This is a genomic window from Pseudomonas sp. PS02303 (assembly GCF_029959925.1).
Classification (GTDB): domain Bacteria; phylum Pseudomonadota; class Gammaproteobacteria; order Pseudomonadales; family Pseudomonadaceae; genus Aquipseudomonas; species Aquipseudomonas mandelii.
Window position 1 is genome coordinate 17125 of sequence record NZ_JASCOM010000017.1, and the last position, 20031, is coordinate 37155.

The window sequence follows — 20031 nt, forward strand, 5'->3', positions numbered from 1 at the left end:
CACGTGAGAAAGCCCCCTTTGAAGGTCATCATTGAAGAATGGGATGGTGACGGCGCTATTCGAATTCCGGACGAAGCGCTGCAGGAATTGGAACTGGATGTCGGCGACGCTGTGTATTTGATAGAAGAATTTGTTGGCAATACGCGCTGCCTTGTCCTATCAAAAAAGCCTCAAATCACGGATCTGATAGACGAGCTCACGGAAGCATGGAATAGCAGGCAGCTTGGTAACGCCCAGGAGAAATGAGACAGCTGCAATGCGCTTCGCGAATCAATCGTGGCAGGCCAACTGCGGAGTGAATCGCTCAGGGCATATGAATACTTTGGGTCGAACCGGGCTTAAGCCCGAATGAGCGATAGCCGATGTAGCTATAGCTCCGCAGCCCAGCAAATCGCCAATTGAATCAGAGATCAGATACTTGCGGGCCGAGAATTATGTAAAGGCCTGGTTAAGCAGTAGTGGTACCCAGGACGAGCATTAATCGTCCATAAAGCGCTCACATCACGTAAGGCTCGAACAGCCTCCGGACATTCACCCGCGCCTTCAGCTTCGCGGCCAACAGGTACAAGCCTCCCACCTTGCGATGCAGAAACAGTACATCCACAGGTGGCGTGTGCCAGAAGTCGCGGTCGGCACCTAGTTCCCAACCGGTATCACGTAGGCGTACGGCCAGGTCAGACGTCGCAAAGTCATAGGTACCTTGATGCCTCAGTGGCTCGCAGGCCTGTGTAATGAGATCAGTGAGCACCGCTCGGTGTTTGGGCAGCGTTTCAGGCTGAAAGTAGCCGACGTCCAGCGCGGCATTGGTGATGGCGGCACGGTCTTCATGCAGGCCTGCAATCAACAAGCGGCGATAAGCCTCGGTAGTGTTGCGGTCATAAAGTCGCGTGGCGCCGAAGTCCAACAATACCATCCGGCCGGAGTCTTGCTGATAACGGTAATTGGCAAAGTTAGGGTCGGTCTGCACGCACTGGAACTCAAACACCTCGCGCAGAAACAGGCCGAATAGCAACATGATGATCCGGTCGCGCTCTGCCTGCGGCGCGTGCTCTAGTGACTCCACCGCTACTCCATCAACGAAGGACATCACCAAAATATTTGGCGTGCTGAACTGGGCATACGCACGAGGAACCAGAAAGTCAGGACTGTCCGCCAACAGTTGATCAAAGCGCTGTAGGTGCTCGGTTTCTTTCATGTAATCCGCTTCATCCTGTAGCTGACGCTTGGCCTCTTGGAGCAATGGGCCGATGTCCATGCCTTTAGGCAGCATCCCGGACATGCGCAGCAAGGTAGCAACGTTATCCACATCGCTGGAAATACTCTCGCGCACGCCAGGGTATTGCACCTTGATCGCCAGGCGTTGGCCGTCCTTATCTTTCGCAGCATGAACCTGGCCGATGGACGCTGCCGCCAATGGCGTGAAGGAAAACCGTTCGAAGCGCTCTTCCCACCCCTTGCCCCAGTTTTCGTTGAGGACTGCCACCAACTGGCTCATAGGCATAGGGTGAGCGTCGCAACGCAGACGAGAAAGGATTTCGCTGAACTCGCGCGGCAACAAATCACCTGTGTCCATCGATAACAACTGGCCAACCTTCATGGCGGCGCCACGCAGTTGCGACAGTTGCTCGACCACCCGATGCACATTGCCCGACGTCAACAGAAGTTCGCTGAGCGCCGGACGTTTGCCCTGAACCCACTGCCGAGCGCCTTCGGCTAGCATGCCGCCCGCGACGCCCGAGGCCAAACTGCCAAAACGCATCAACCGCGATAAGCGGCTGCCAGGCACGGGCAACGAACCGGGCTCACGAGGCTTCATGAATGAAGCGCCTCAACGATCGCGGCAAGCAGCAAGCAGACGCTCGCCACGAAGGTAAGCCGTAATCGCATCGGCAAGTACCAAGCGGGCAAGCTCGTAACCCGCAACAGCTGCCTGTCCTGCCGGAGGTGGGCAACAAAGCCGATGACCAACAGCAAGCAACCCAATGGCATTGGCAGTAACGTGGCAATCCAAGCAACAAGCGCAGGAATGACACTCCAGATGAACCGGTCTCTGCCCTGCTCGGCGCTCATGTCTTGCACGGTCATGGCGAAGCCCCAGTGTAAGGCGCCGACGAAGCTCAGGATGACTGCGCCATAGTTAACAAGCGCAATCGCAAACAACGGCCGATAGTCGAGCGAGAACGGGATCAGCAGCGTCAGAAAAATAAACGGCAACAGACCGCCATAACCCAGCAGGCTGACGTGCTTTGGCAGAGAGGTTGAAGGCAACGCGTTCATTTGTATTCCTTGCAGTGAGCGACACTCAAGACTGTAGGCCCAAAAGCCCCGCTTGGGCGAGATTGATGGCGATCCGAAGCTGGGGTCAGCGTAATGAATCGCTTTGTAGAATTGGATCATTGCCCATTGCTTTGCGGGCAAGGAGGCGACGGCATATGAGGAGTTTCGCATCCTTGAGATCATGCTCAGTGCCTGCATTTACCAAGTCGACCGCACCCTAGAACCCTTCCAGTCTTCAGTTCTTAGTGATCGGGTTTTTAAAGCGTTCCAATGCAATGAACAGATTCTTGAAACCAAAATTAATAGGGAAACCGCGCCAGCTGTGCTTTGCCTGGTCGTCCAAGGCTCCCTGCCCTGCGGCGAGTTTAAGATGTTTACAGACCTCCTTTCAGCGAGACAAAGCGCGAACTCTGTGCTCGCCTATACTAATAATGTTAAATCATGCTGGTGAGCTCGGCTAACAAGGCATTGATAAATATGGAGATTTAAAAAATTGTTTGCCTTGGAGGTCGCGGGTTAAGAAATATTTCGCCGTGACGGTTTGGTGTCGTTTAGAGGTTTTGATATGAACGTCTTGTTGAAAGAACTTCAGGCATATCATCATGAGGTCGCTATAAAAATCACTCAGATCAAAGAGTTGCTGAGGAAGATGAGGCATGAATCCGAATCCGATGGTGCTGATGACTGCAAGCTGTTGTTCAAGATGCTGGAAGCCATGCATGGTGATGCAGAACGACACCACCATGAAAATGAAGAACTTATTAGGCTGGCATTGCTAGCGACTGAGGCGCCGATCCACCAACGGGTCAAGGATATCGAGCGAGATCATCAAGCATTTGGGCGCATTGCTGGACAGCTGAAGATGTTGGAGGACACAACTCAGGAAGCGAGAGTAATTGCTGATACTATCGATGACTTTATCAAAAAATATTTCGATCATATGGACTCGGAGGAAAATATTTTCTTTCCGTTGGCAGATAAATGGCTGGCAGACGAGCAGTGGCAGGAAATAAAGCGTCAGTGGCATTAATTGCGTCTTACCGTAGGCCTTAATATTCTAGCTACTACTCAGATTCGCGATCTAACAAGCTCGGTTTGCTTTACTTGATTTGGTAATCGGAATATTGCAATGCGCTCATTTAAGCCTCCTAACTTTTTCTCCGGTGAGAAAAATTATAAACTCGGAATCGCTGATTTGACTGACCGGCCCAAAATCTATCGCGCGCAAATATGATGATCCGTTAACCCACTTTGACTCATCGCCAATCATGGCGTCTCGTGACGACTGGCTCGTTGATTCAACAATCGTGTATTGCCGTCCAGACTTACCTATTGCTTCGAAGCGATCGGTTTCTTGAAGACGACTAGCCATTTCATAGAACTCCATTTCGGTTGGAAGCCGTTAAAAGATAGCATCGTGGTACTGAATTGCCAGAAAACGGGCTTGTTCCAGCTTCGGTAATGTATCCGGTGTAATAGGCAAGCCCTCAAACGTCGCTGCAAGCGTAATCGGCTTCAAAGATGATGTTATTGGCGATTTGCCGACCTCTACAATTAGCCCCATAAATGCACATCCTTACCCGTGGATCGATTCCCGTCACATACCAGAGGCAAGAGCGTATGCGTTAACCACTCGGGTGCAGGGTGCGTTTAGTTAGCGTAACGAACGTCCTGGCTGGCCAAATCCTGCGATTTACTGCTGCTTTTGCATACTGCGGTCTGCGTCGTAACGGCCATGATTCAGGTCGTATTTGGATGCACCCCAATCTTACCGGTCAGTATAGTTAGCTCCGTCCCTATGCCGGAGTGCCTTAAATTGGACAATACCCGTGAACGCTTGATTGACTCAGCGCTGAAGCTGTTTCTTTCACAAGGTATATACATTACTGGTGTGATGGCCATCGCCGCGATGGCAGGTGTTACCAAGATGACGCTCTACAGCCATTTCCCCTCCAAGGATGCGCTGATAGTGGCTTGCCTTGAGGAGCGCGACCGACGCTGGCGTGAAGAGGTAGAGCGCACCTTGGCAGGGCATCCTGACCCGGTCAGTGGCATGCTCGCTTTTTTCGATTTGTATCAACGCTTTCTTTTACAAGACAGCGAACGCGGGTGCCTGTTCGTCAACAGTGCGGCCGAATTCCCCCAGTTTAGCCACCCTGTGCATTTGGCAGTGAGCAGGCATAAGCAAGGGATACGCGACAATCTCACTACCTTGGCCGTGAGCGCCGGTATAAGTGACCCTGACGTAGTTGCTGAGGGGCTTTTTATCTTACTGGAGGGCAGTTTTGTCAGCGGCGCCATGGGCCAGGACGTCAGGGTATTCGACACTGCCCGACGCGTAGCTCATTGCTGGATCCGGAAGCAGGCCCAACAGGAGCAGAGCGTATGACCCTAGGCCTATTGGCGGCCATTGCCGCCACTTTTTCATGGTCGCTGCTCTACATCTTTCCGGGGTTGGTCGGCGATTACAGCCTTTTTGATCTGGCTGTGGTGAGCTATGCCTTTGCCGGTTTAGGTAGCCTGCTTGTGCTGTTTGTTTACCGCAGCGAAGTTAGGCAATTGCGACTGAGCGACTGGGCCTGTGCCGCACTGCTGGGCTTCTTGGGATACATCGGCTACTTCTTCCTGATCACCACTGCAGTCTTGGCAGCTGGGCCGGTGATCCCTCCGGTGATGATGGGGTCAGTACCGATTGTGCTTGCGATCGCCGGCAACATGCGAAGCTCCAGCGTGCCCTGGCGCGCCATTGCCGGGCCGCTGCTGGTGGCGGCATTGGGCATAAGTTTGGTCAACTTGAGCGTGTTTGATTTTAGCGCCGCAAAGGTGGTGCTCCCGACCCATTCGATACTGCTGGGGCTGCTCGCATCGTTAATGGCAATTGGATTTTGGACGGGCTTTGGATTGTTAAATGAAAGTGCTTTGGCTCAGCGCCCAAGCATGTCCCCCATGTTGTGGTCAGCCATGCTGATCTTCATGTGCAGCGTCGAGATGCTGGCGTTCATACCCGTTGGTCTGCACTTGAACCTGTCCCACTTCGCTAGCCATCCGAGCGGGTTAGCAGGTACTCAGGCGCTATTAGTCTGTGGGTTGATTCAGGGGTTAGGGGCTACCCTTGCGGGTGCCTGGGCATGGTCAATTGCAACTCGACGTCTACCTCTGGCGCTCAGCGGGCAATTGATCGCCAGCGGAACCATTTATGCAACTACGATGGGCCTGCTGATCAACCAACGCTGGCCCTCTCCTATGGAAGCGCTTGGGACAGGGTTGCTATTGGTCGGGGTGGTATGGGCAATTCACGCCTTTTATCGCAGGCAAAACAGCCTCGCGACGCGTGGTGGGATAACTGACCTTGGCCAAAACTAATTCGACTGCGCCGGTACGGGCATTTTAGGTGTCCACTTTGGATTGATTTGGCATCATTACCCTGAGTGCCGGAGTCGGGAAGGTGTGTTTGGCGGACGGTTACGGCGTAGCTGTCGGAGGGGCCCGGCATTGCGAAATCAAACTTAGAGAGACGCGGGGGGGCTCAATCACGTAAGGATTTCAAGGTATTTCAACCTGATAGGCCGCATCGGAAGTCGGAATGCCGATATGCAGAAATGATATCTGTATTCAGAGCATTTCTAACAGAACCTGACAGGCTCCCTGGGTCTTTGTTGCCGAACTTAGCGACTAAATGAGCCGGAATATCCTAGACGCAAGATCGCTACCGAAGAAAGACCGCAAAAGGCAAAGCCGCCTCTAAGTCAGTAACGCGCAAATAAAAACTGACGCCTTGTTGGGTTCCCGTTTTGTTCTAGGGGGGCGTGCTGCGAGTTTAAATATGACGAAGGCCAATGCCGCATCGAGGCCAACGGGACGCTAAAGTAAATTTACATCCGATGGATCCTTGCCTGACTAAGCGACTAGCGGTGCTAGTGAGCATCTCAAGCTTCCGGGGACTCAGTCATCGCGACTCCTTTTCGCCCCAGTTGTTTAACGCCATACATGGCCTGATCCGCCGCCTTAAGCAATGTATCGAGACTCTTGCCATGGGTAGGACACAGCGAGACGCCAATACTGCACGATATTGAAAGCTCTCCTGCACTGGTCACGACTGTCTGCGCGATGGTTTCGAGCACCCTCGCCGCCTTCAGTTCCGCACTCTCGGTGTGGGTAATGCCTGTAACCAGAATCACGAATTCGTCCCCGCCGTAGCGTGCGATGGTGTCACACGAGCGAGTGGCTTGAAGCATGCGATTTGCGACCGCTCGGAGAACCTGATCGCCGACCTCATGGCCGTACTTATCGTTGATATCCTTGAAGTGATCCAGGTCGATCAACAGCACGGCAAATGGAACCCCGTTCACTTTCCAATCGGAGAAGGCCTGATCAAATCGATCGGCGAAAAGGTAGCGATTAGGCAGTTGGGTGAGCACGTCATGAGTTGCGAGATAAGCCGAGCGTTCGTGTTCAACCTCTGCTCTTTCGATCGCTTTGAAATGCCGAGTCAATACCACAGGCACAAGCACGAATGCCCCCGCGAGAACCGCAAGGATGATCAATGTTTCCGCGGTCAGAATATCCCCCAATCGCAACTGACGCTCAAACAACAAGATCATCGGTTGTGAAACATTCCTGATCTCGACTCGGTCAGATAGCGCCGGTAATAGGAAGCGATCCAAGATACAGGCTTGCTCGGTCTGCGTTGAAAAAACATTGCTTTCAGATCCTGCAGCGGTTTTCAGGACAGCACTGACGCGAACCAGGGGATCTACGTTCGCATAACTCACAGCCTCCTGTAGCGAGTCCGTCTTGATCAAAAGCAAAGACACCATCGTGCTGCCAAAGAAATTGGGGCGAGTGTTCCCTCGATCCTGTTCAGGACGAATGACTGACTGCATCAGAATGTAAGCGTTCCCCCCCTCATACATTGAGAAAACAGGCGATACGACCGGCTTCTGATTATTGTGTGTTCGAGCCAACGCATAGGAGAGATAGGCGACGGTTTCTAGCTTGACGCCATAGATCGAACTCGATTCAGGGAGTAAAGGGTACATGAACAATACAGGCCAAGTCTCATTGAGATAGACCTGATGTTGCGCAGGTTGGTGAGTGAGACTCGGAAAATCCTTGAGTTGAAAGTCTGGTCGCCAAGTACGGCGCAACAGATCTTCAAAAGCCGCCTGTTCGGCGATGGGTACCGCCCGCGCCGCCTCAAGCATATAAATATGAGGGTAAGCGGCTAAAACGACGGCTGCATACCGGGCCGCAGCTTCCGTATCGCTCTGATCGACGGCTTGAAGAAATGCCGAGAAACCCGCCAGCACAGCCTCATTAGTATCAAGCTGATTGCGCACGATGCCGGAAATATTTTGTACGTATTCCGAGAAACGCTTTTCTCTACGTTCAGTCTCAGACTTCAGCAGTAACAGAGCTGAAAAAACAACCAATCCGACAGCGAGGAAAATGAAACCTGCCAGGGAGCTGCGCCGCCTAGTAAGCATCACTTTAACTTTTCCAAAGCGCAGAGCGAGAGCCGAGCCTTGGCAAGCACCGTTGAAGCTAAAAGAGATCGCGGGTGAACGACCGATAAATGCCGATTTGAAGGTCGCTGAGCATTGAAAACAACTCCCAAGGAATCAGATCCGATACGATTTCTGCTCTGCACTGCGGCTACCCCTTTCGCATGTGCTCGAAAGAAAAATTTTCGAGCTCCATTTGCTGCTTCCTAGATGGTCACCACCGCAACGAAACTCACTATAGGGCAATTTGCCAGTATTCGCTGTGTCGTGTGCAATACCTTCGGTTCGAGCTCAGGCGTTTATAAGGGGAAACTCCAAGTGAAAGCTCGTACCTGCGTCAGTGCTATCAACGGTTATACGACCGCCATGCAGTTGCATAATCGAACGAACGATGGCCAATCCCAGCCCTCCGGAATCGTCGGGTTGATTGCGTGATGGGTCACACCGGTAAAAGCGCTCAAACAATCGTGGAAGATGTTCTGCCGCAATCGGCTCGCCGTGGTTGTGCACAGTGATGTCGAGACGGTGCTCCAAAACCCTGCTGCTGATCGTCACTGCAGAGGTAGGAGTTGCGTAGCGCAGCGCATTCGCCAGCAAGTTAGCAAGTGCTCGACGGATCAAGCCTGGATCACCCAGCAATTGATCCTGGGCCTGGTTTATCAGCTGTACATCTCGTTCTTGCGCTACCCCTTCGAAATACTCACAGAGCTGCTCGATCAGATCGTGCAGGTTGATTTGCTCGAATTTTACGCAAGCGTTTGGTTGCTCGGTGCGAGCGAGAAACAGCATGCTGTCGATCATGCGGGCCAGCCTTTCATACTCTTCCTGATTGGAAACCAGCAGGTTCTGATAGTCCTCTATAGAGCGACTGCGCCTCAGAGTTTGTTGGGTATGTCCCATCAGGTTGCCTAGTGGGGTTCGCATCTCATGGGCGAGGTCTTCCGAGAAACGTGAAAGCTGGGCGAATCCGTCCTCAAGACGTGCAAGCATCTGGTTGAGGGCATTACAGAGCGGTTTGAGTTCATTCAGCTCACTGAACTCATCCAGCCGCAGATGCAGATGCTGCACATCGATTCCAGCGGCGCGCTTGGCCAGCAGGCGCACAGGGTGCAGGCCTCGTTGACTAACCCACCAACCGAATCCAAAAGCCAATAGCGCTCCGACTGACATGGCCAGCCAAAGCCTGAGTCGGTAAACCCCCAGCATCTGCTCGCGCTCACCCAACAACTTGCCAGCGATCAAGGTCAAGCCGCGATCACCTTGTATGACATCCTGCCAGGCAAGCCGCACAGCCTCGGAAGAGTGATCCTCAACAAGGCGCGCCTGGGGGGCAGCCGGCAACTTTGGAAAAGTCATACCCACCGGGTTGATTTCGATCAACACCTTGCCGGTGTCATCGACAATCCATAGCAGACTGTCGCGATTGCCCAACATGTTTTCGTAGAGCTTGGGCCGACCTCGCAGTTGCTCGATGCTGTCGCTATCGCTGATCAATGCTTGCATTCGCTCCAGGCGTCCCAGCAGGGCCTGGTCGTCGCGCCACGCAATCTCTCGCTGTAACGATTGATAAAGATAAAAACCGATGGAGCCCAATAACAGTGCGCTGACCAATGCGAACATGATCGCCAGGCGCAGGCTCAGAGTGCGCGGAAACAGAGTCAAGATTGCACCTCGAGCATGTAACCGATACCACGGACTGTGTGGATCAATTTCAGCGGGTAAGGATCATCAACCTTGGCGCGCAGTCGGCGGATGGCGACATCGACCACATTAGTGTCACTGTCAAAGTTCATTTGCCAGATCTGTGAGGCAATCAACGAACGCGATAGCACCTCCCCTTCACGACTAAGCAGCAAGTGCAGTAGGGCGAACTCCTTATTGGTCAGGGTGAGGCGCTCTCCGTTGCGCGTTACCTTGCGTCGCAACAAGTCCAGACTTAGGTCGCCAGCCACAAAATGCTCCACCTCGCGAGGCGGGCCACGGCGCAGCAAAGTGCGTACGCGTGCCAACAACTCGGCATAGGAAAAGGGTTTCACCAGATAATCATCAGCCCCCAACTCCAGCCCTTTGACCCGATCATCAACCGAATCACGTGCGGTAAGAAACAGTACCGGGGTCTGCCACTTACGCCGGATGATTTGCAGCAATTGCCAGCCGTCCAACCCCGGCAACATGACATCCAGAATGATCAGATCGAACTCACTCTCCTGTGCCAAATGCTGGCCATCGAGGCCGTCAAGAGCGATCTCTACCGAATAGCCCGATTCAGTCAGGGCTTTGCGCAGGTAATCCGCCATTTTCGTTTCATCTTCAACCACCAGGATACGCATTTTTTCCTCCAGGACTGGCGCACAGGCTAGCCCGCTTCGCTGATTTCTCACATTACATATTGGTAATCAGGAGGTAATCATTCTGACGGAGCGGGCTGGTCATGATGTCTGGCAATGACCCAGACAGACTCAACCAACCAACCAAGGAAACAGCATGCGTACAAGCCTATCGACTTCATTGCTGATCACACTCGCAATGAACTCTGCGTTCGCCGTTGCAGCTCCGGATCAGGTTGCGCAGCGCCAGGACGTGTCACTTGCAATGGCCAACGATTTGCTAACGGCCGCGCTGACCGCCTGTCATGCCGATGGCCGCACAGCCGTCGCCGCAGTTGTCGACCGTGGCGGCAATCTGGTTGCCGTGCAACGCGATGACAATGTCGGCCCGCACAACACGTTAGCCGCGCAACGCAAAGCCTATACCGCCCTGTCGACCAAGACTTCGACGCGGTTGTTAGCTGAGCGCGCTCGCGCTAATCCAGATGCTGAAAACCTCAACACCCTCGATGAGTTGTTACTGCTCGGTGGAGGCGTGCCATTGAAATTCGATGGTCAGGTCATCGGCGCCATTGGGGTGGCTGGTGCGGGGGGCGCAACACACGATGAAGGTTGCGCAGAGGTCGCTATCAACAAAGTTTTACCTGCCGTTAAAAACTAAGGACATCACCATGACTGTATTGAAAAGTATCTTCGCTGGCGCTGTATTGAGTGCCCTTTCAGCCCTTGCATCAGCGGCAACAAATCCGTTGAGCGTGCATGTACTCAACTTGCAGGATGGTCTGCCCTCCCCTGGAGTCAATGTCACGTTGGAAAAACAGGATGGGAAAAACTGGGACATGCTCAACAGCGCGGCTACCAACGAGCAAGGTCGTATCACCGGGCTGTATCCGCAAGGTCGGGGTCTGGAGAAAGGTACCTACCGTGTCACCTTCAAGACTGGTGAGTGGTTCAAGTCGCACAAAACGTCCAGCTTCTTTCCGGAGGTACCCGTCATTTTTGAGGTGGACGGTACCGTTCCTCACTATCACATCCCGTTGCTTCTGAGCCCTTACGGTTTCTCCACATACCGAGGAAATTGATCGTAAAGCGATACCAAAGGATACCGCCCGAAGGTGAAGACAGCCGCCCCTACTCAAAAGGGCGGCACTGTCGCTTAACTTTTGGGCATCAAAACCTTCAGCGATGACCACGTTCACGCCTTAGGCTTGGTTCACGTTACAGGTGTGATGCCGGTAACAGTGCCTTTCTGATCCTTGAACATGAATAGCGGGCCACTCATCCCCCCGTATAACCCATGCTGAGATACCTCTCCATCGCCGAATCGGACTGGGATAATGCACAACTGATGTCGGAATCGTTCCGTCGCGCAGTCCGTAGTTCTTTCAGCGGTGCGATCATCTACGCCGGTCGTTACACTGCACAAAGCGCTACGCAGTTGCTGGATTCAGGACTGGCCGACATTGTCGCTTTTGGCCGTACGTTCATGGCCAACCCGGATCTGCCAGCCAGAATCTCGAACGATTGGCCGCTGCCCCCTCTAAACTCAGCCACAGTGTATGGCGGTAATGCCGAGGGTTATACTGATTACTGCGTGTATGGCGGGTAACCGCTAAAAATGAGATGTCACTCACTGGGGCTCTGAAAATGATCGACGCAGAACTGCTGAAACTGGTGGTTGAAGCATCCAACGACGGCATCGTGGTAGCAGAGCAGGAAGGCGACGAAAACATCCTGATCTATGCCAACCCCGCCTTTCAGCGCCTAACGGGGTACAGCGTTGACGACATCCTGTACCAGGACTGCCGCTTCCTGCAGGGTGATGACCGTAATCAAGCTGGTTTGACAGTAATCCGCGAGGCGATAAGGAACATGCTCCCCTGCCGCCAAGTCATTCGCAACTATCGCAAGGACGGCAGCGCCTTCTGGAACGAGCTGTCGATCACCCCAGTGTTCAACGACACAGATCAACTCACCTACTTCATCGGTATCCAGAAGGACGTCAGCGTCGAAGTTGAGGCCAAGGAGCGAGTGCGTGAACTGGAAGCTGAAGTCGCACAGCTGAAGACCCAGCTGGCTCTATTACAATCTAAAACCTAGATGAATCCGCACTTGATGGGTTAACGATCCAGTATCCACCCGTAAAAACGTCCCTGTTTCTGAACCAGGGACTGGTGAACTCTCAAGCAACGTACCACCCCCACCCTCGCAATCATCCGCCATAATTTGTGCACTGCCGTAATCGTAATCAGATGGTGCACAAGATCATGGCCCATTCCAGCTATCCGGCGAGATGCCAATGGCCCGGCCTTCGGCCGAGTTTGGTGTATGCCGATGCCCTACGTCATCGAAAGACAAACGTGGTGCTTAAGGATGGTGGGCTGCAACGGATGTTCTGGTATGAAAGCACCTGAAAGTAATTGCTCAACCTGAGTCACTATTTCAACGCTGGCGGAACTAGCATCCGGCTTAAGGCTAGCAAGTATCTGCGCGTTTGATTTCTTCGTTAAATAGTAGGCTCGCTAAAAGACAGCAGTCCAAGCTAACGTCAGGGCGCCTTGTTTTCGATCAGACAATTACCGCCATCCACCACCAGCACTTCACCGGTGATATAGCTGGCTTCCGGAGACGCCAAAAACGCCACTGCAGCGGCAACCTCTTCTGGACGACCGGCGCGACCGATCGGAGTGTAGGTACCCGCGCGGCTTTCTTCTTCGGTCAATGCTCCCGTATCAATCCAGCCTGGTGCAACACTATTGACGGTGATGCCCCGTTTACCGACTTCCAGCGCCAGGGCCATATTCATCCCCAGCATTGCTGCTTTTGCCGCACTGTAAGCCGACTCACCTGGATTGCTTCCGCGTGTACCGGACGTCGAACTAATGTGGACGATACGTCCGTAACCGCGCGTCTTCATCCCAGGTAACACCGCACGAGTCAGCAAAAAAGCGGTAGTCAGGTTGCGCGCCAGAGATAGATTCCAGGTCGCCAAATCCATGTCCGCCACTTCGACGAAGGGTTCCGGGCTGCCGACCATAGCCATGCCAGCGTTATTGACCAAAATGTCGATATGGCCGAACTGCTCATGAGCCCAATCGGTCAGCGCTTTGACTTGCAATTCGTCAGTCAGGTCGGCTGCCATCGCCCGAGCGTCTATACCTTCAGCCTGCAACTCGGCGACACGTTGCTGAATTCGCGCACTGCTGGCAGTGATCAAGACTCGCGCGCCTTCGCGGCCCAAACGTCGGGCGATTGCGAGTCCAATACCACTTTCACTGCCCGCACCGCTGACCAGCGCGACTTGACCTTGCCACATTGGAATCGCCATTTCTTATCCCTTTGTGATCACTCAATTTAATGCAACGATAGCAAAAAAGCCTATTAATGGCGGTGCTCAACGGTTGGGACGTCCTGACAAAGATCCGGGCCGCAGGCGTAAGTATGCGAGTGTTGTTCCTCTCATCTCGCGATGGCGTAGAAGACCGAGTTAAAGGGTTGGATCTGGGTGCTGATGACTACATGGTCAAGCCTTTTGCGTTCCCCGAGCTACTTGCTAGAGTCCGAGTCTTGCTGCGTAGAGCAAACCCTCCATCCAGTCAGCCCCATTTAGTAATCGGTGATCTTGAGCTTGACCTACTCAAGCATCAGGCGTTTCGAGGAGGGAAACGGATCGACCTAACGGCGAAAGAGTTTTCATTATTGGAATTTATGCTCCAGCACCGTGGTGAAGTTCTTCCGAAATCCCTTATCTGCGCCCTCCTTCGGCAAAATGGGCTCCGCTAGTTTGCTGCCGAGACGGGTTCTGATACCTCGACAAGCACACTTTCCTTCAATTTGAAGTGAAAGTGGGCGTTTACCGGTTTCGACCACAGGTCTTTGTCCTGCATTTCACGAGCGAACGTTGGAACACCAACAGTGACCGTGGCGGCGTAAACACCATCACCAGCTAAGGGGCTGTTTTCAGAGTAATGCAAACCACTGCCGCCCCACATCGGCGGTAGAATCGTTTCTACGCTCTTTCCATTGGCTTTGTTCGTCGCAGCGAAGGTAACCGTGGAGTACGGGAGTCGCGTCTTGGTTGCGTTGTCCGTCACCTTGATCTCAATATGATACCGCTCGTTCTTTGCGGGAACATGTTCACTCCACTGAGCAGGTGTTCCCATCTGCATCCACATAGCTTCGGCGCCCTCAAGCTCCAACTGGATTGTCAGCCCGTCGTTGATGACTCTACCTATTAGAACTGCGCTTTCCGTTGGATCTTTCGGTGAGGTGAGCGTCTTGATCTGCGGCTCTTCCGCTTGCGCAAGGCATGTGGCGACTGGCAGTGCTATTGCGGATCCTAAAGCGAACAGCAACTTTTGGGTGTTTGTCATCTCAAGTGCTCCTGGCTGAGTGAAGCTATCGCGGATGCAATTTCCAACGCCAATTAGATCTCACTGTCGTTTCCACCAATCACCTTTGCAATAGCATCAATGGCTAAGCTCATCTGCAAGCCCTTTGAATAGCTACGTTGGTACTTCACTCTAGCCCATGGACTGCCTACTGCCGGTTAGCTGTCAGAAATGTAATATTTCAAACAGCGAATCAACGCTGCTCCCGCATAGGCTTTCGATTGCCGACCTCTGGCCCAGGCTGTGTGTGCGTGTGTGTAAAAGCGCGGGCACCTTCTTGAAGACGTCGTTGCTACGTAAAAACTGTCAGCGACGCAAGACCGGCGCAGCGAACTTCGTCTACAGGGCACATCGAAGGACGCCATTGATCTGCGAAACCACCTGCATCGTTGCGGCTTCGATCGTTCCTTCATTACGGCATAAAACCCAGCCGTGATCTGCAATCGCTCGTTCGAACGCCTGGGTACAAGCGACATGTTCTTCCAACCGATGGATCACAGTACTGCTCAGCCCACGCTGTCGTGCCGCTGCCCTCGCCCATGAAATATCAGGGGCGGTGACAACTCCGACATGCAGGTCTGGCACTCGCACGTTTCGATCAATGTTCAACTGCAGAATCTCTGCAAACGGGATTATCCGGCGAAACGCGGCATCAGATGGATACCAGCGATCAATCAAGATGATGCTGCCTGGTGGTTGTTTAGTCAGCACGTGCCGGGAGATCCAGGCACGGCTATCGGCGAAGCGCTCACAAACTTCCAACTCCAGATCCCGGCTGGGATTTCTGACGAGTTTGTTCACGAGGGCCATTGTTTCACCCCTGTAGGGATCGCTTTTTTTCTCGCAAAGCCGGATCACTTTTTTGTTGTCTGCCCTCAGTACTTCCGTGACGGCCTCCAACAGTGTGGTTTTGCCGGCTCCCTTGGGCCCATCTAGAGAAACAAACAGCGGACGATTCATTCTTCACATAACGATTGATACACGGTTTTCTTTGCCCTGTTCGTTCGCTGGAACCGCTTGGCGCGACTACCCGAATCGAGTACAGGGCCCTTATGAGCGGACACTGATGGGCACTCTAACTTAGTTTCTGGCGAATGAATGTCCCCCCGATGCATTCATGACACCTGTCGATACTGGCGCGGCGTAAACCCGGTCAATGCCTTGAACTGTCGTGTGAACGCACTGTGGTCGGTGTAGCCGCACTGCAATGCCACGTCGGTAATGGGAATTTCGGTGTGCAGCAGTCGGTGCGCATGTCCCAGTCGAACCTTTTGAATCATCTGCCGTGGCGTCAGGTGGAACACTCGCTTGCAATACCGTTCCAGTTGCGCCACCGAAATACCGGCGATCCGCGTCAGTTCGCCCAAGGTGATACGGCGATTGAAATGCGCGCGAATGTATTCATCCACCGCCGCCAGGCGCTGATAGGCCGGGTGAGCATCACTGGCCGATTGCAGATCGACCGAAATTCCCGCCAGGCCCATGATTTCACCGCTGCGGTTATACAACGGGCGTTTATGCGTCAGGCACCAACCGGGTTCTCGACTCCCATATAAATGCAATTCCAACTGGTCTTCCAGAACAAAGCCTTGCTCCAGTACACGACGATCCTGTTCGGTGTAGCCAGGCCCCAATTGTGCTGGAAAGACTTCAGCGCTGGTTTTGCCAAGCAGCGGTTGCAACTGTTTCAACCCGCAGCGCTGAACCAGCGTGCTATTGGCCATGACATAACGCGCCTTCATGTCCTTGATAAAGATCGCGGCATTGGGGATCACGTCCAGCATCGGCAACAGCAGTGCCACGCCCGCCAGTAATTCTTCGAGGGTATCGGGCCGATTCAGGTCGTTTCCTTGGCACAGGATCGCCAATGCGTTCTGCGTCATGACGCTTGTTCTCCCAGTCTGCGGACAAGCAAAAATCCTCCCTTGCGCCCTCTCCGCTCAGCAACTGGCCTTCACTTCGGAGCTGGCGTCGAGGCGCGCGCAAGCAGATTGCCCCAAGGTTTACCCCGTGTCGAGGCCATAAAGATTGTGCTGATTTCGTCATTTGCATTCATGGAAAACATCAATCGCTATCGCCCCTGACGCGTTCACTCTATCCGCAGGTTCGGTGGCCTGGTGGTGGCAACCGGTGTACCGGCACACTTCTAAAGGATGGGTTCATGAAACGAGTACATGTCATCGACTCCCACACCGGCGGCGAACCGACTCGCCTGGTGATGAACGGATTTCCCCAATTGCCCGGCCAGACCATGATCGAGAAGCGTGATGCCCTGCGCGATCAGCATGACCACTGGCGCAAGGCCTGCCTGCTGGAGCCCCGGGGAAACGATGTCTTGGTCGGCGCCCTGTATTGCGAGCCGGTCTCGCCGGATGCCACCTGCGGCGTCATCTTCTTCAACAATGCCGGCTACCTCGGCATGTGCGGTCACGGCACCATCGGCCTGGTCAACTCGTTACATTACTTGGGGCACATCGCTCCGGGTGTGCACAAGATCGACACGCCGGTCGGCCCGGTCAGCGCGACGCTGCATGAAGACGGCACGGTGACCCTGCGCAATGTGCCCGCCTACCGCTATCGCCAACAGGTGCCGGTAGACGTCCCCGGGCACGGCTGCGTCTACGGCGACATCGCTTGGGGCGGCAACTGGTTTTTCCTGGTGTCCGACCACGGGCAAGTGTTGCAACTCGATAACGTCGAAGCGCTCACCGATTACACCTGGGCGATGCTCAAGGCCCTCGAAGCCCAAGGCATCCATGGCGAAGACGGCGCCGTCATCGACCATGTCGAGTTGTTTGCCGACGACGACCAGGCCGACAGCCGCAACTTCGTCATGTGCCCGGGCAAAGCCTACGACCGCTCGCCCTGCGGTACCGGCACCAGCGCCAAACTGGCATGCCTGGCTGCCGATGGAAAACTGGCCGCGGGTGCGCCCTGGGTACAAGCCAGCATCACCGCCAGTCAATTCGTCGGCAGTTACGAATGGGAAGGCGAACGTGTCCGCCCGTTCATTACCGGCCAGGCCTTCATGACCGCCGACAGCACGCTGCTGATCGACGAACAGGACCCCTTCGCGTGGGGCATTTGAGCGAACACGCTGCATTCCCCACCTCAATCAAGCTGAATAAACGCTTCAAGGAGTGCCAACAATGAGCGCAAACATCTTCACAGGCTGCATGCCTGCACTGATGACCCCCTGCACCGCCGAGCGCAAACCCGACTTCGACGCGCTGGTGGCCAAAGGTCGCGAACTGATCGATATCGGCATGAGCGCTGTCGTGTATTGCGGTTCCATGGGTGACTGGCCCCTGCTCACCGAAGCCGAGCGCCAGGAAGGCGTGGCGCGTCTGGTCGCTGCCGGCGTTCCGACCATCGTCGGCACTGGCGCCGTCAACAGTCGTGAAGCAATTTCCCACGCGGCGCATGCGGCCAAGGTCGGTGCCCAGGGCCTGATGGTCATCCCTCGCGTCCTCTCCCGGGGTGCCTCGCCGGCCGCGCAAAAAGCTCACTTCGCGGCGATTCTGGAGGCTGCTCCAAATCTGCCGTCGGTGATCTATAACAGTCCTTACTACGGCTTCGCCACCCGCGCCGAACTGTTCTTCGAACTGCGCCGCGAACACCCGAACCTGATCGGCTTCAAGGAGTTCGGCGGTGCTGCCGACCTGCGTTACGCCGCCGAAAACATCACGTCAAAGGACGATGACGTCACCCTGATGGTCGGTGTCGATACCCAAGTGATGCATGGCTTCGTCAACTGCAACGCCACCGGCGCTATCACCGGCATCGGCAACGCGCTGCCCCGCGAAGTGCTGCAATTGGTGGCCCTCAGCAAGCAGGCGGCCAAGGGTGACGCCACGGCTCGCCGCCTGGCCAAAGAGCTGGAATCTGCGCTGCAGGTGCTGTCGTCCTTCGATGAGGGCTGCGATCTGGTGCTCTATTACAAGCACCTGATGGTGCTCAATGGCGACAAGGAATACACCCTGCACTTCAACGAAACCGATGCGCTCAGCGATGCCCAACGGCGCTATGCCGAGACTCAGTACACGTTGTTCCGTCAGTGGTACAAAAACTGGTCGGCCGAACAGAACGTTGCCTGATCCCACCCTGACTGCGCCCGCTGTAAACCCGCCCGGCTTTGCAGCCGGGGCCACTTTTTCCAGGAAAGCGCCATGACTCTGCCTGCTGCACACAACCCGCACGACATCGCCGACATTGTCGTGGTCGGCGCCGGCATCATCGGCGTCGCTTGCGCTGTGCGGCTGGCACGTCAGGGTCTGCGGGTGGTGGTCCTCGACCAGCAAGACCCTGGCCGGGGCGCCTCGTTTGGCAATGCCGGGCATCTGGCGACCGAACAGGTGTTTCCTATCGCCGACCTGTCCATCCTCAAACGTCTGCCCGCCATGCTCACAGACCCAATGGGGCCGTTGCGCCTGGACTGGAAATACCTGCCACGCGCCCTGCCTTGGTTCACGCGCCTGTTGCTGAACCTGCGACATGCCCCCTTCCAACGAACCATCGCCGGCCTGCGCGCACTCAACGAAAGCAGCCTGGGCGCCTGGCACCGACTGCTGGAGGACATTGCCCGCCCCCATCTGCTGCGCGAAGACGGCTCGTTGCTGGTGTTCGAACGGGCGGACTCGCATAAAGCAATCGAAGCGCTACAGGCTCGGATGCGCCATCAACACGTACCGGTCAACTACTGGCAGGCCAACGCGGTGCGCGAGGCGGCGCCACAACTCAGCGAGCGAATTCAGGGCGGTCTGTTCTTCCCGCGCACCGGTCATTTTCTCGACCCTTACCGAGTAGTCTGCGAACTGGTCCATGCCGCCAAAGCCTGCGGCGTGCACTTCCTCAAGCATCAGGTCCGGGGCGCACACCTGCATGAACACGGCGTCTCGCTTATCACCGACCAGGGCCGTTTCACCGCCCGCCAGACCCTGATCGCCTGCGGTGCTCACTCCGCGAAGTTGACGGCAGCGCTGACCGGCAAAAAAGTACCGCTGGATACCGAGCGCGGCTATCACCTGATGTTGCCCCATGAACACGGACGGCTGCCGTTCGCCGTCACCTCTCTGGAGCGCAAGTTCATCATGACCCCGATGGCCGATGGACTGCGCTTGGCCGGCACCGTCGAGTTCGCCGGCCTCGACCGAGCGCCAGTGATGGAGCGTGCCTGGCAGTTGCACCGGTTAAGTGAAGGCCTGTTCAAACGCGACTTGAACGCTGAGGCGGCGACGCCGTGGATGGGGTTTCGCCCGTCCTTGCCGGATTCCCTGCCGATCATCGACCGGGTGTGCGACGACAAAGTGCTGCTCGCTTTCGGTCACCAGCACCTGGGCCTGACACAGGCCGCAGTCACAGCCGAACTCATCGCGCAACTGGCTTCGCCTGCGCCTCATACCCATGAGTTACCGGACATTGCGCCCTACAGGTTGGATCGATTCTGAAGGTCACCCGCCGCCGGGCGGGTGTGGCAAGTTTCAAACACTGGCATACACTGCGTACACCCATGCAAACGAATGACTGTTCAAC

The 20031-nt window shown here is 55.0% G+C and carries 20 protein-coding genes and 2 pseudogenes; 12 read left to right on the top strand and 10 right to left on the bottom strand.

Going from position 1 to position 20031, the window contains the following annotated elements; genetic code table 11:
* Positions 1 to 3: 3 nt before the first annotated feature.
* Positions 4 to 246 carry an AbrB/MazE/SpoVT family DNA-binding domain-containing protein gene (locus tag QMX98_RS07060; protein WP_010460266.1) on the top strand — a complete coding sequence of 81 codons (243 nt, stop codon included), beginning with the start codon at positions 4 to 6 and terminating at the stop codon, positions 244 to 246.
* Positions 247 to 496: 250 nt separating this feature from the next.
* Here QMX98_RS07060 and QMX98_RS07065 read toward each other — a convergent pair whose 3' ends face one another.
* Together QMX98_RS07065 and QMX98_RS07070 are read right to left on the bottom strand one after the other, a co-directional pair.
* Positions 497 to 1816, bottom strand: coding sequence for an AarF/ABC1/UbiB kinase family protein (locus QMX98_RS07065; protein ID WP_221105929.1), 1320 nt, complete (start codon positions 1814 to 1816; stop codon positions 497 to 499).
* Positions 1813 to 2277, bottom strand: coding sequence for a DUF3429 domain-containing protein (locus QMX98_RS07070; protein WP_221105930.1), 465 nt, complete (start codon positions 2275 to 2277; stop codon positions 1813 to 1815). The genes QMX98_RS07065 and QMX98_RS07070 overlap by 4 nt, the downstream gene beginning before the upstream one ends.
* 565 nt (positions 2278 to 2842) lie before the next feature.
* On the opposite strand from QMX98_RS07070, the gene QMX98_RS07075 reads away from it, so the two are divergent.
* Complete coding sequence (locus tag QMX98_RS07075; protein WP_077748451.1) at positions 2843 to 3307, top strand: hemerythrin domain-containing protein; 465 nt, start codon at positions 2843 to 2845, stop codon at positions 3305 to 3307.
* A gap of 105 nt (positions 3308 to 3412) precedes the next feature.
* On the opposite strand, the gene QMX98_RS07080 is transcribed toward QMX98_RS07075, so the two are convergent.
* Positions 3413 to 3649 carry a hypothetical protein gene (locus tag QMX98_RS07080; RefSeq protein WP_077748452.1) on the bottom strand — a complete coding sequence of 79 codons (237 nt, stop codon included), beginning with the start codon at positions 3647 to 3649 and terminating at the stop codon, positions 3413 to 3415.
* A gap of 444 nt (positions 3650 to 4093) precedes the next feature.
* Between QMX98_RS07080 and QMX98_RS07085 the strand changes: the two genes are divergently transcribed.
* Positions 4094 to 4666, top strand: coding sequence for a TetR/AcrR family transcriptional regulator (locus QMX98_RS07085; protein ID WP_077748453.1), 573 nt, complete (start codon positions 4094 to 4096; stop codon positions 4664 to 4666).
* Positions 4663 to 5640, top strand: a complete 978-nt coding sequence (locus tag QMX98_RS07090; RefSeq protein WP_282410485.1) for a DMT family transporter — start codon at positions 4663 to 4665, stop codon at positions 5638 to 5640. The genes QMX98_RS07085 and QMX98_RS07090 overlap by 4 nt, the downstream gene beginning before the upstream one ends.
* Positions 5641 to 6203: 563 nt before the next feature.
* On the opposite strand, the gene QMX98_RS07095 is transcribed toward QMX98_RS07090, so the two are convergent.
* The 3 genes from QMX98_RS07095 to QMX98_RS07105 all read right to left on the bottom strand — a co-directional run bounded on the left by QMX98_RS07095 (position 6204) and on the right by QMX98_RS07105 (position 10111).
* Positions 6204 to 7763 (bottom strand): sensor domain-containing diguanylate cyclase, encoded by a 1560-nt coding sequence (locus QMX98_RS07095; protein WP_282410496.1) that lies wholly within the window; start codon positions 7761 to 7763, stop codon positions 6204 to 6206.
* Between the two features lie 309 nt (positions 7764 to 8072).
* Complete coding sequence (locus QMX98_RS07100; RefSeq protein WP_221105933.1) at positions 8073 to 9443, bottom strand: heavy metal sensor histidine kinase; 1371 nt, start codon at positions 9441 to 9443, stop codon at positions 8073 to 8075.
* Positions 9440 to 10111 (bottom strand): heavy metal response regulator transcription factor, encoded by a 672-nt coding sequence (locus QMX98_RS07105; RefSeq protein WP_077748456.1) that lies wholly within the window; start codon positions 10109 to 10111, stop codon positions 9440 to 9442. Before QMX98_RS07105 ends, QMX98_RS07100 begins: the two co-directional genes overlap by 4 nt.
* 196 nt (positions 10112 to 10307) lie before the next feature.
* Here QMX98_RS07105 and QMX98_RS07110 point away from each other — a divergent pair, with 196 nt between their 5' ends.
* The 4 genes and pseudogenes from QMX98_RS07110 to QMX98_RS07125 all read left to right on the top strand — a co-directional run bounded on the left by QMX98_RS07110 (position 10308) and on the right by QMX98_RS07125 (position 12208).
* Positions 10308 to 10769 carry a heme-binding protein gene (locus tag QMX98_RS07110; protein ID WP_224795482.1) on the top strand — a complete coding sequence of 154 codons (462 nt, stop codon included), beginning with the start codon at positions 10308 to 10310 and terminating at the stop codon, positions 10767 to 10769.
* Between the two features lie 10 nt (positions 10770 to 10779).
* Complete coding sequence (gene uraH, locus QMX98_RS07115; RefSeq protein WP_077748458.1) at positions 10780 to 11190, top strand: hydroxyisourate hydrolase; 411 nt, start codon at positions 10780 to 10782, stop codon at positions 11188 to 11190.
* A 224-nt stretch (positions 11191 to 11414) separates the two neighbouring features.
* Positions 11415 to 11717: pseudogene (locus tag QMX98_RS07120) on the top strand (alkene reductase); the annotation flags it as partial.
* A gap of 38 nt (positions 11718 to 11755) precedes the next feature.
* Positions 11756 to 12208 (top strand): PAS domain-containing protein, encoded by a 453-nt coding sequence (locus QMX98_RS07125; protein WP_010460270.1) that lies wholly within the window; start codon positions 11756 to 11758, stop codon positions 12206 to 12208.
* A 448-nt stretch (positions 12209 to 12656) separates the two neighbouring features.
* Here QMX98_RS07125 and QMX98_RS07130 read toward each other — a convergent pair whose 3' ends face one another.
* Positions 12657 to 13436, bottom strand: a complete 780-nt coding sequence (locus QMX98_RS07130) for an SDR family NAD(P)-dependent oxidoreductase (protein ID WP_042932070.1) — start codon at positions 13434 to 13436, stop codon at positions 12657 to 12659.
* 50 nt (positions 13437 to 13486) lie between these two features.
* On the opposite strand from QMX98_RS07130, the pseudogene QMX98_RS07135 reads away from it, so the two are divergent.
* A pseudogene (locus tag QMX98_RS07135) lies at positions 13487 to 13864 on the top strand (response regulator); the annotation flags it as partial.
* Positions 13865 to 13887: 23 nt separating this feature from the next.
* On the opposite strand, the gene QMX98_RS07140 reads toward QMX98_RS07135, so the two are convergent.
* From QMX98_RS07140 to QMX98_RS07150, 3 genes are all read right to left on the bottom strand, one after another.
* Positions 13888 to 14481: an iron transporter gene (locus QMX98_RS07140; RefSeq protein WP_282410486.1), complete on the bottom strand. Its 594-nt coding sequence runs from the start codon at positions 14479 to 14481 to the stop codon at positions 13888 to 13890.
* Between the two features lie 357 nt (positions 14482 to 14838).
* Positions 14839 to 15459, bottom strand: coding sequence for a dTMP kinase (locus QMX98_RS07145; protein WP_282410487.1), 621 nt, complete (start codon positions 15457 to 15459; stop codon positions 14839 to 14841).
* Positions 15460 to 15614: 155 nt separating this feature from the next.
* Positions 15615 to 16382, bottom strand: coding sequence for an AraC family transcriptional regulator (locus tag QMX98_RS07150; protein WP_282410488.1), 768 nt, complete (start codon positions 16380 to 16382; stop codon positions 15615 to 15617).
* 278 nt (positions 16383 to 16660) lie between these two features.
* On the opposite strand from QMX98_RS07150, the gene QMX98_RS07155 reads away from it, so the two are divergent.
* From QMX98_RS07155 to QMX98_RS07165, 3 genes are all read left to right on the top strand, one after another.
* Positions 16661 to 17587 (top strand): 4-hydroxyproline epimerase, encoded by a 927-nt coding sequence (locus QMX98_RS07155; protein WP_145307056.1) that lies wholly within the window; start codon positions 16661 to 16663, stop codon positions 17585 to 17587.
* 61 nt (positions 17588 to 17648) lie between these two features.
* Positions 17649 to 18596 carry a dihydrodipicolinate synthase family protein gene (locus QMX98_RS07160; RefSeq protein ID WP_282410489.1) on the top strand — a complete coding sequence of 316 codons (948 nt, stop codon included), beginning with the start codon at positions 17649 to 17651 and terminating at the stop codon, positions 18594 to 18596.
* A 72-nt stretch (positions 18597 to 18668) separates the two neighbouring features.
* Positions 18669 to 19946, top strand: coding sequence for an FAD-dependent oxidoreductase (locus QMX98_RS07165; RefSeq protein ID WP_282410490.1), 1278 nt, complete (start codon positions 18669 to 18671; stop codon positions 19944 to 19946).
* Positions 19947 to 20031: the final 85 nt, after the last annotated feature.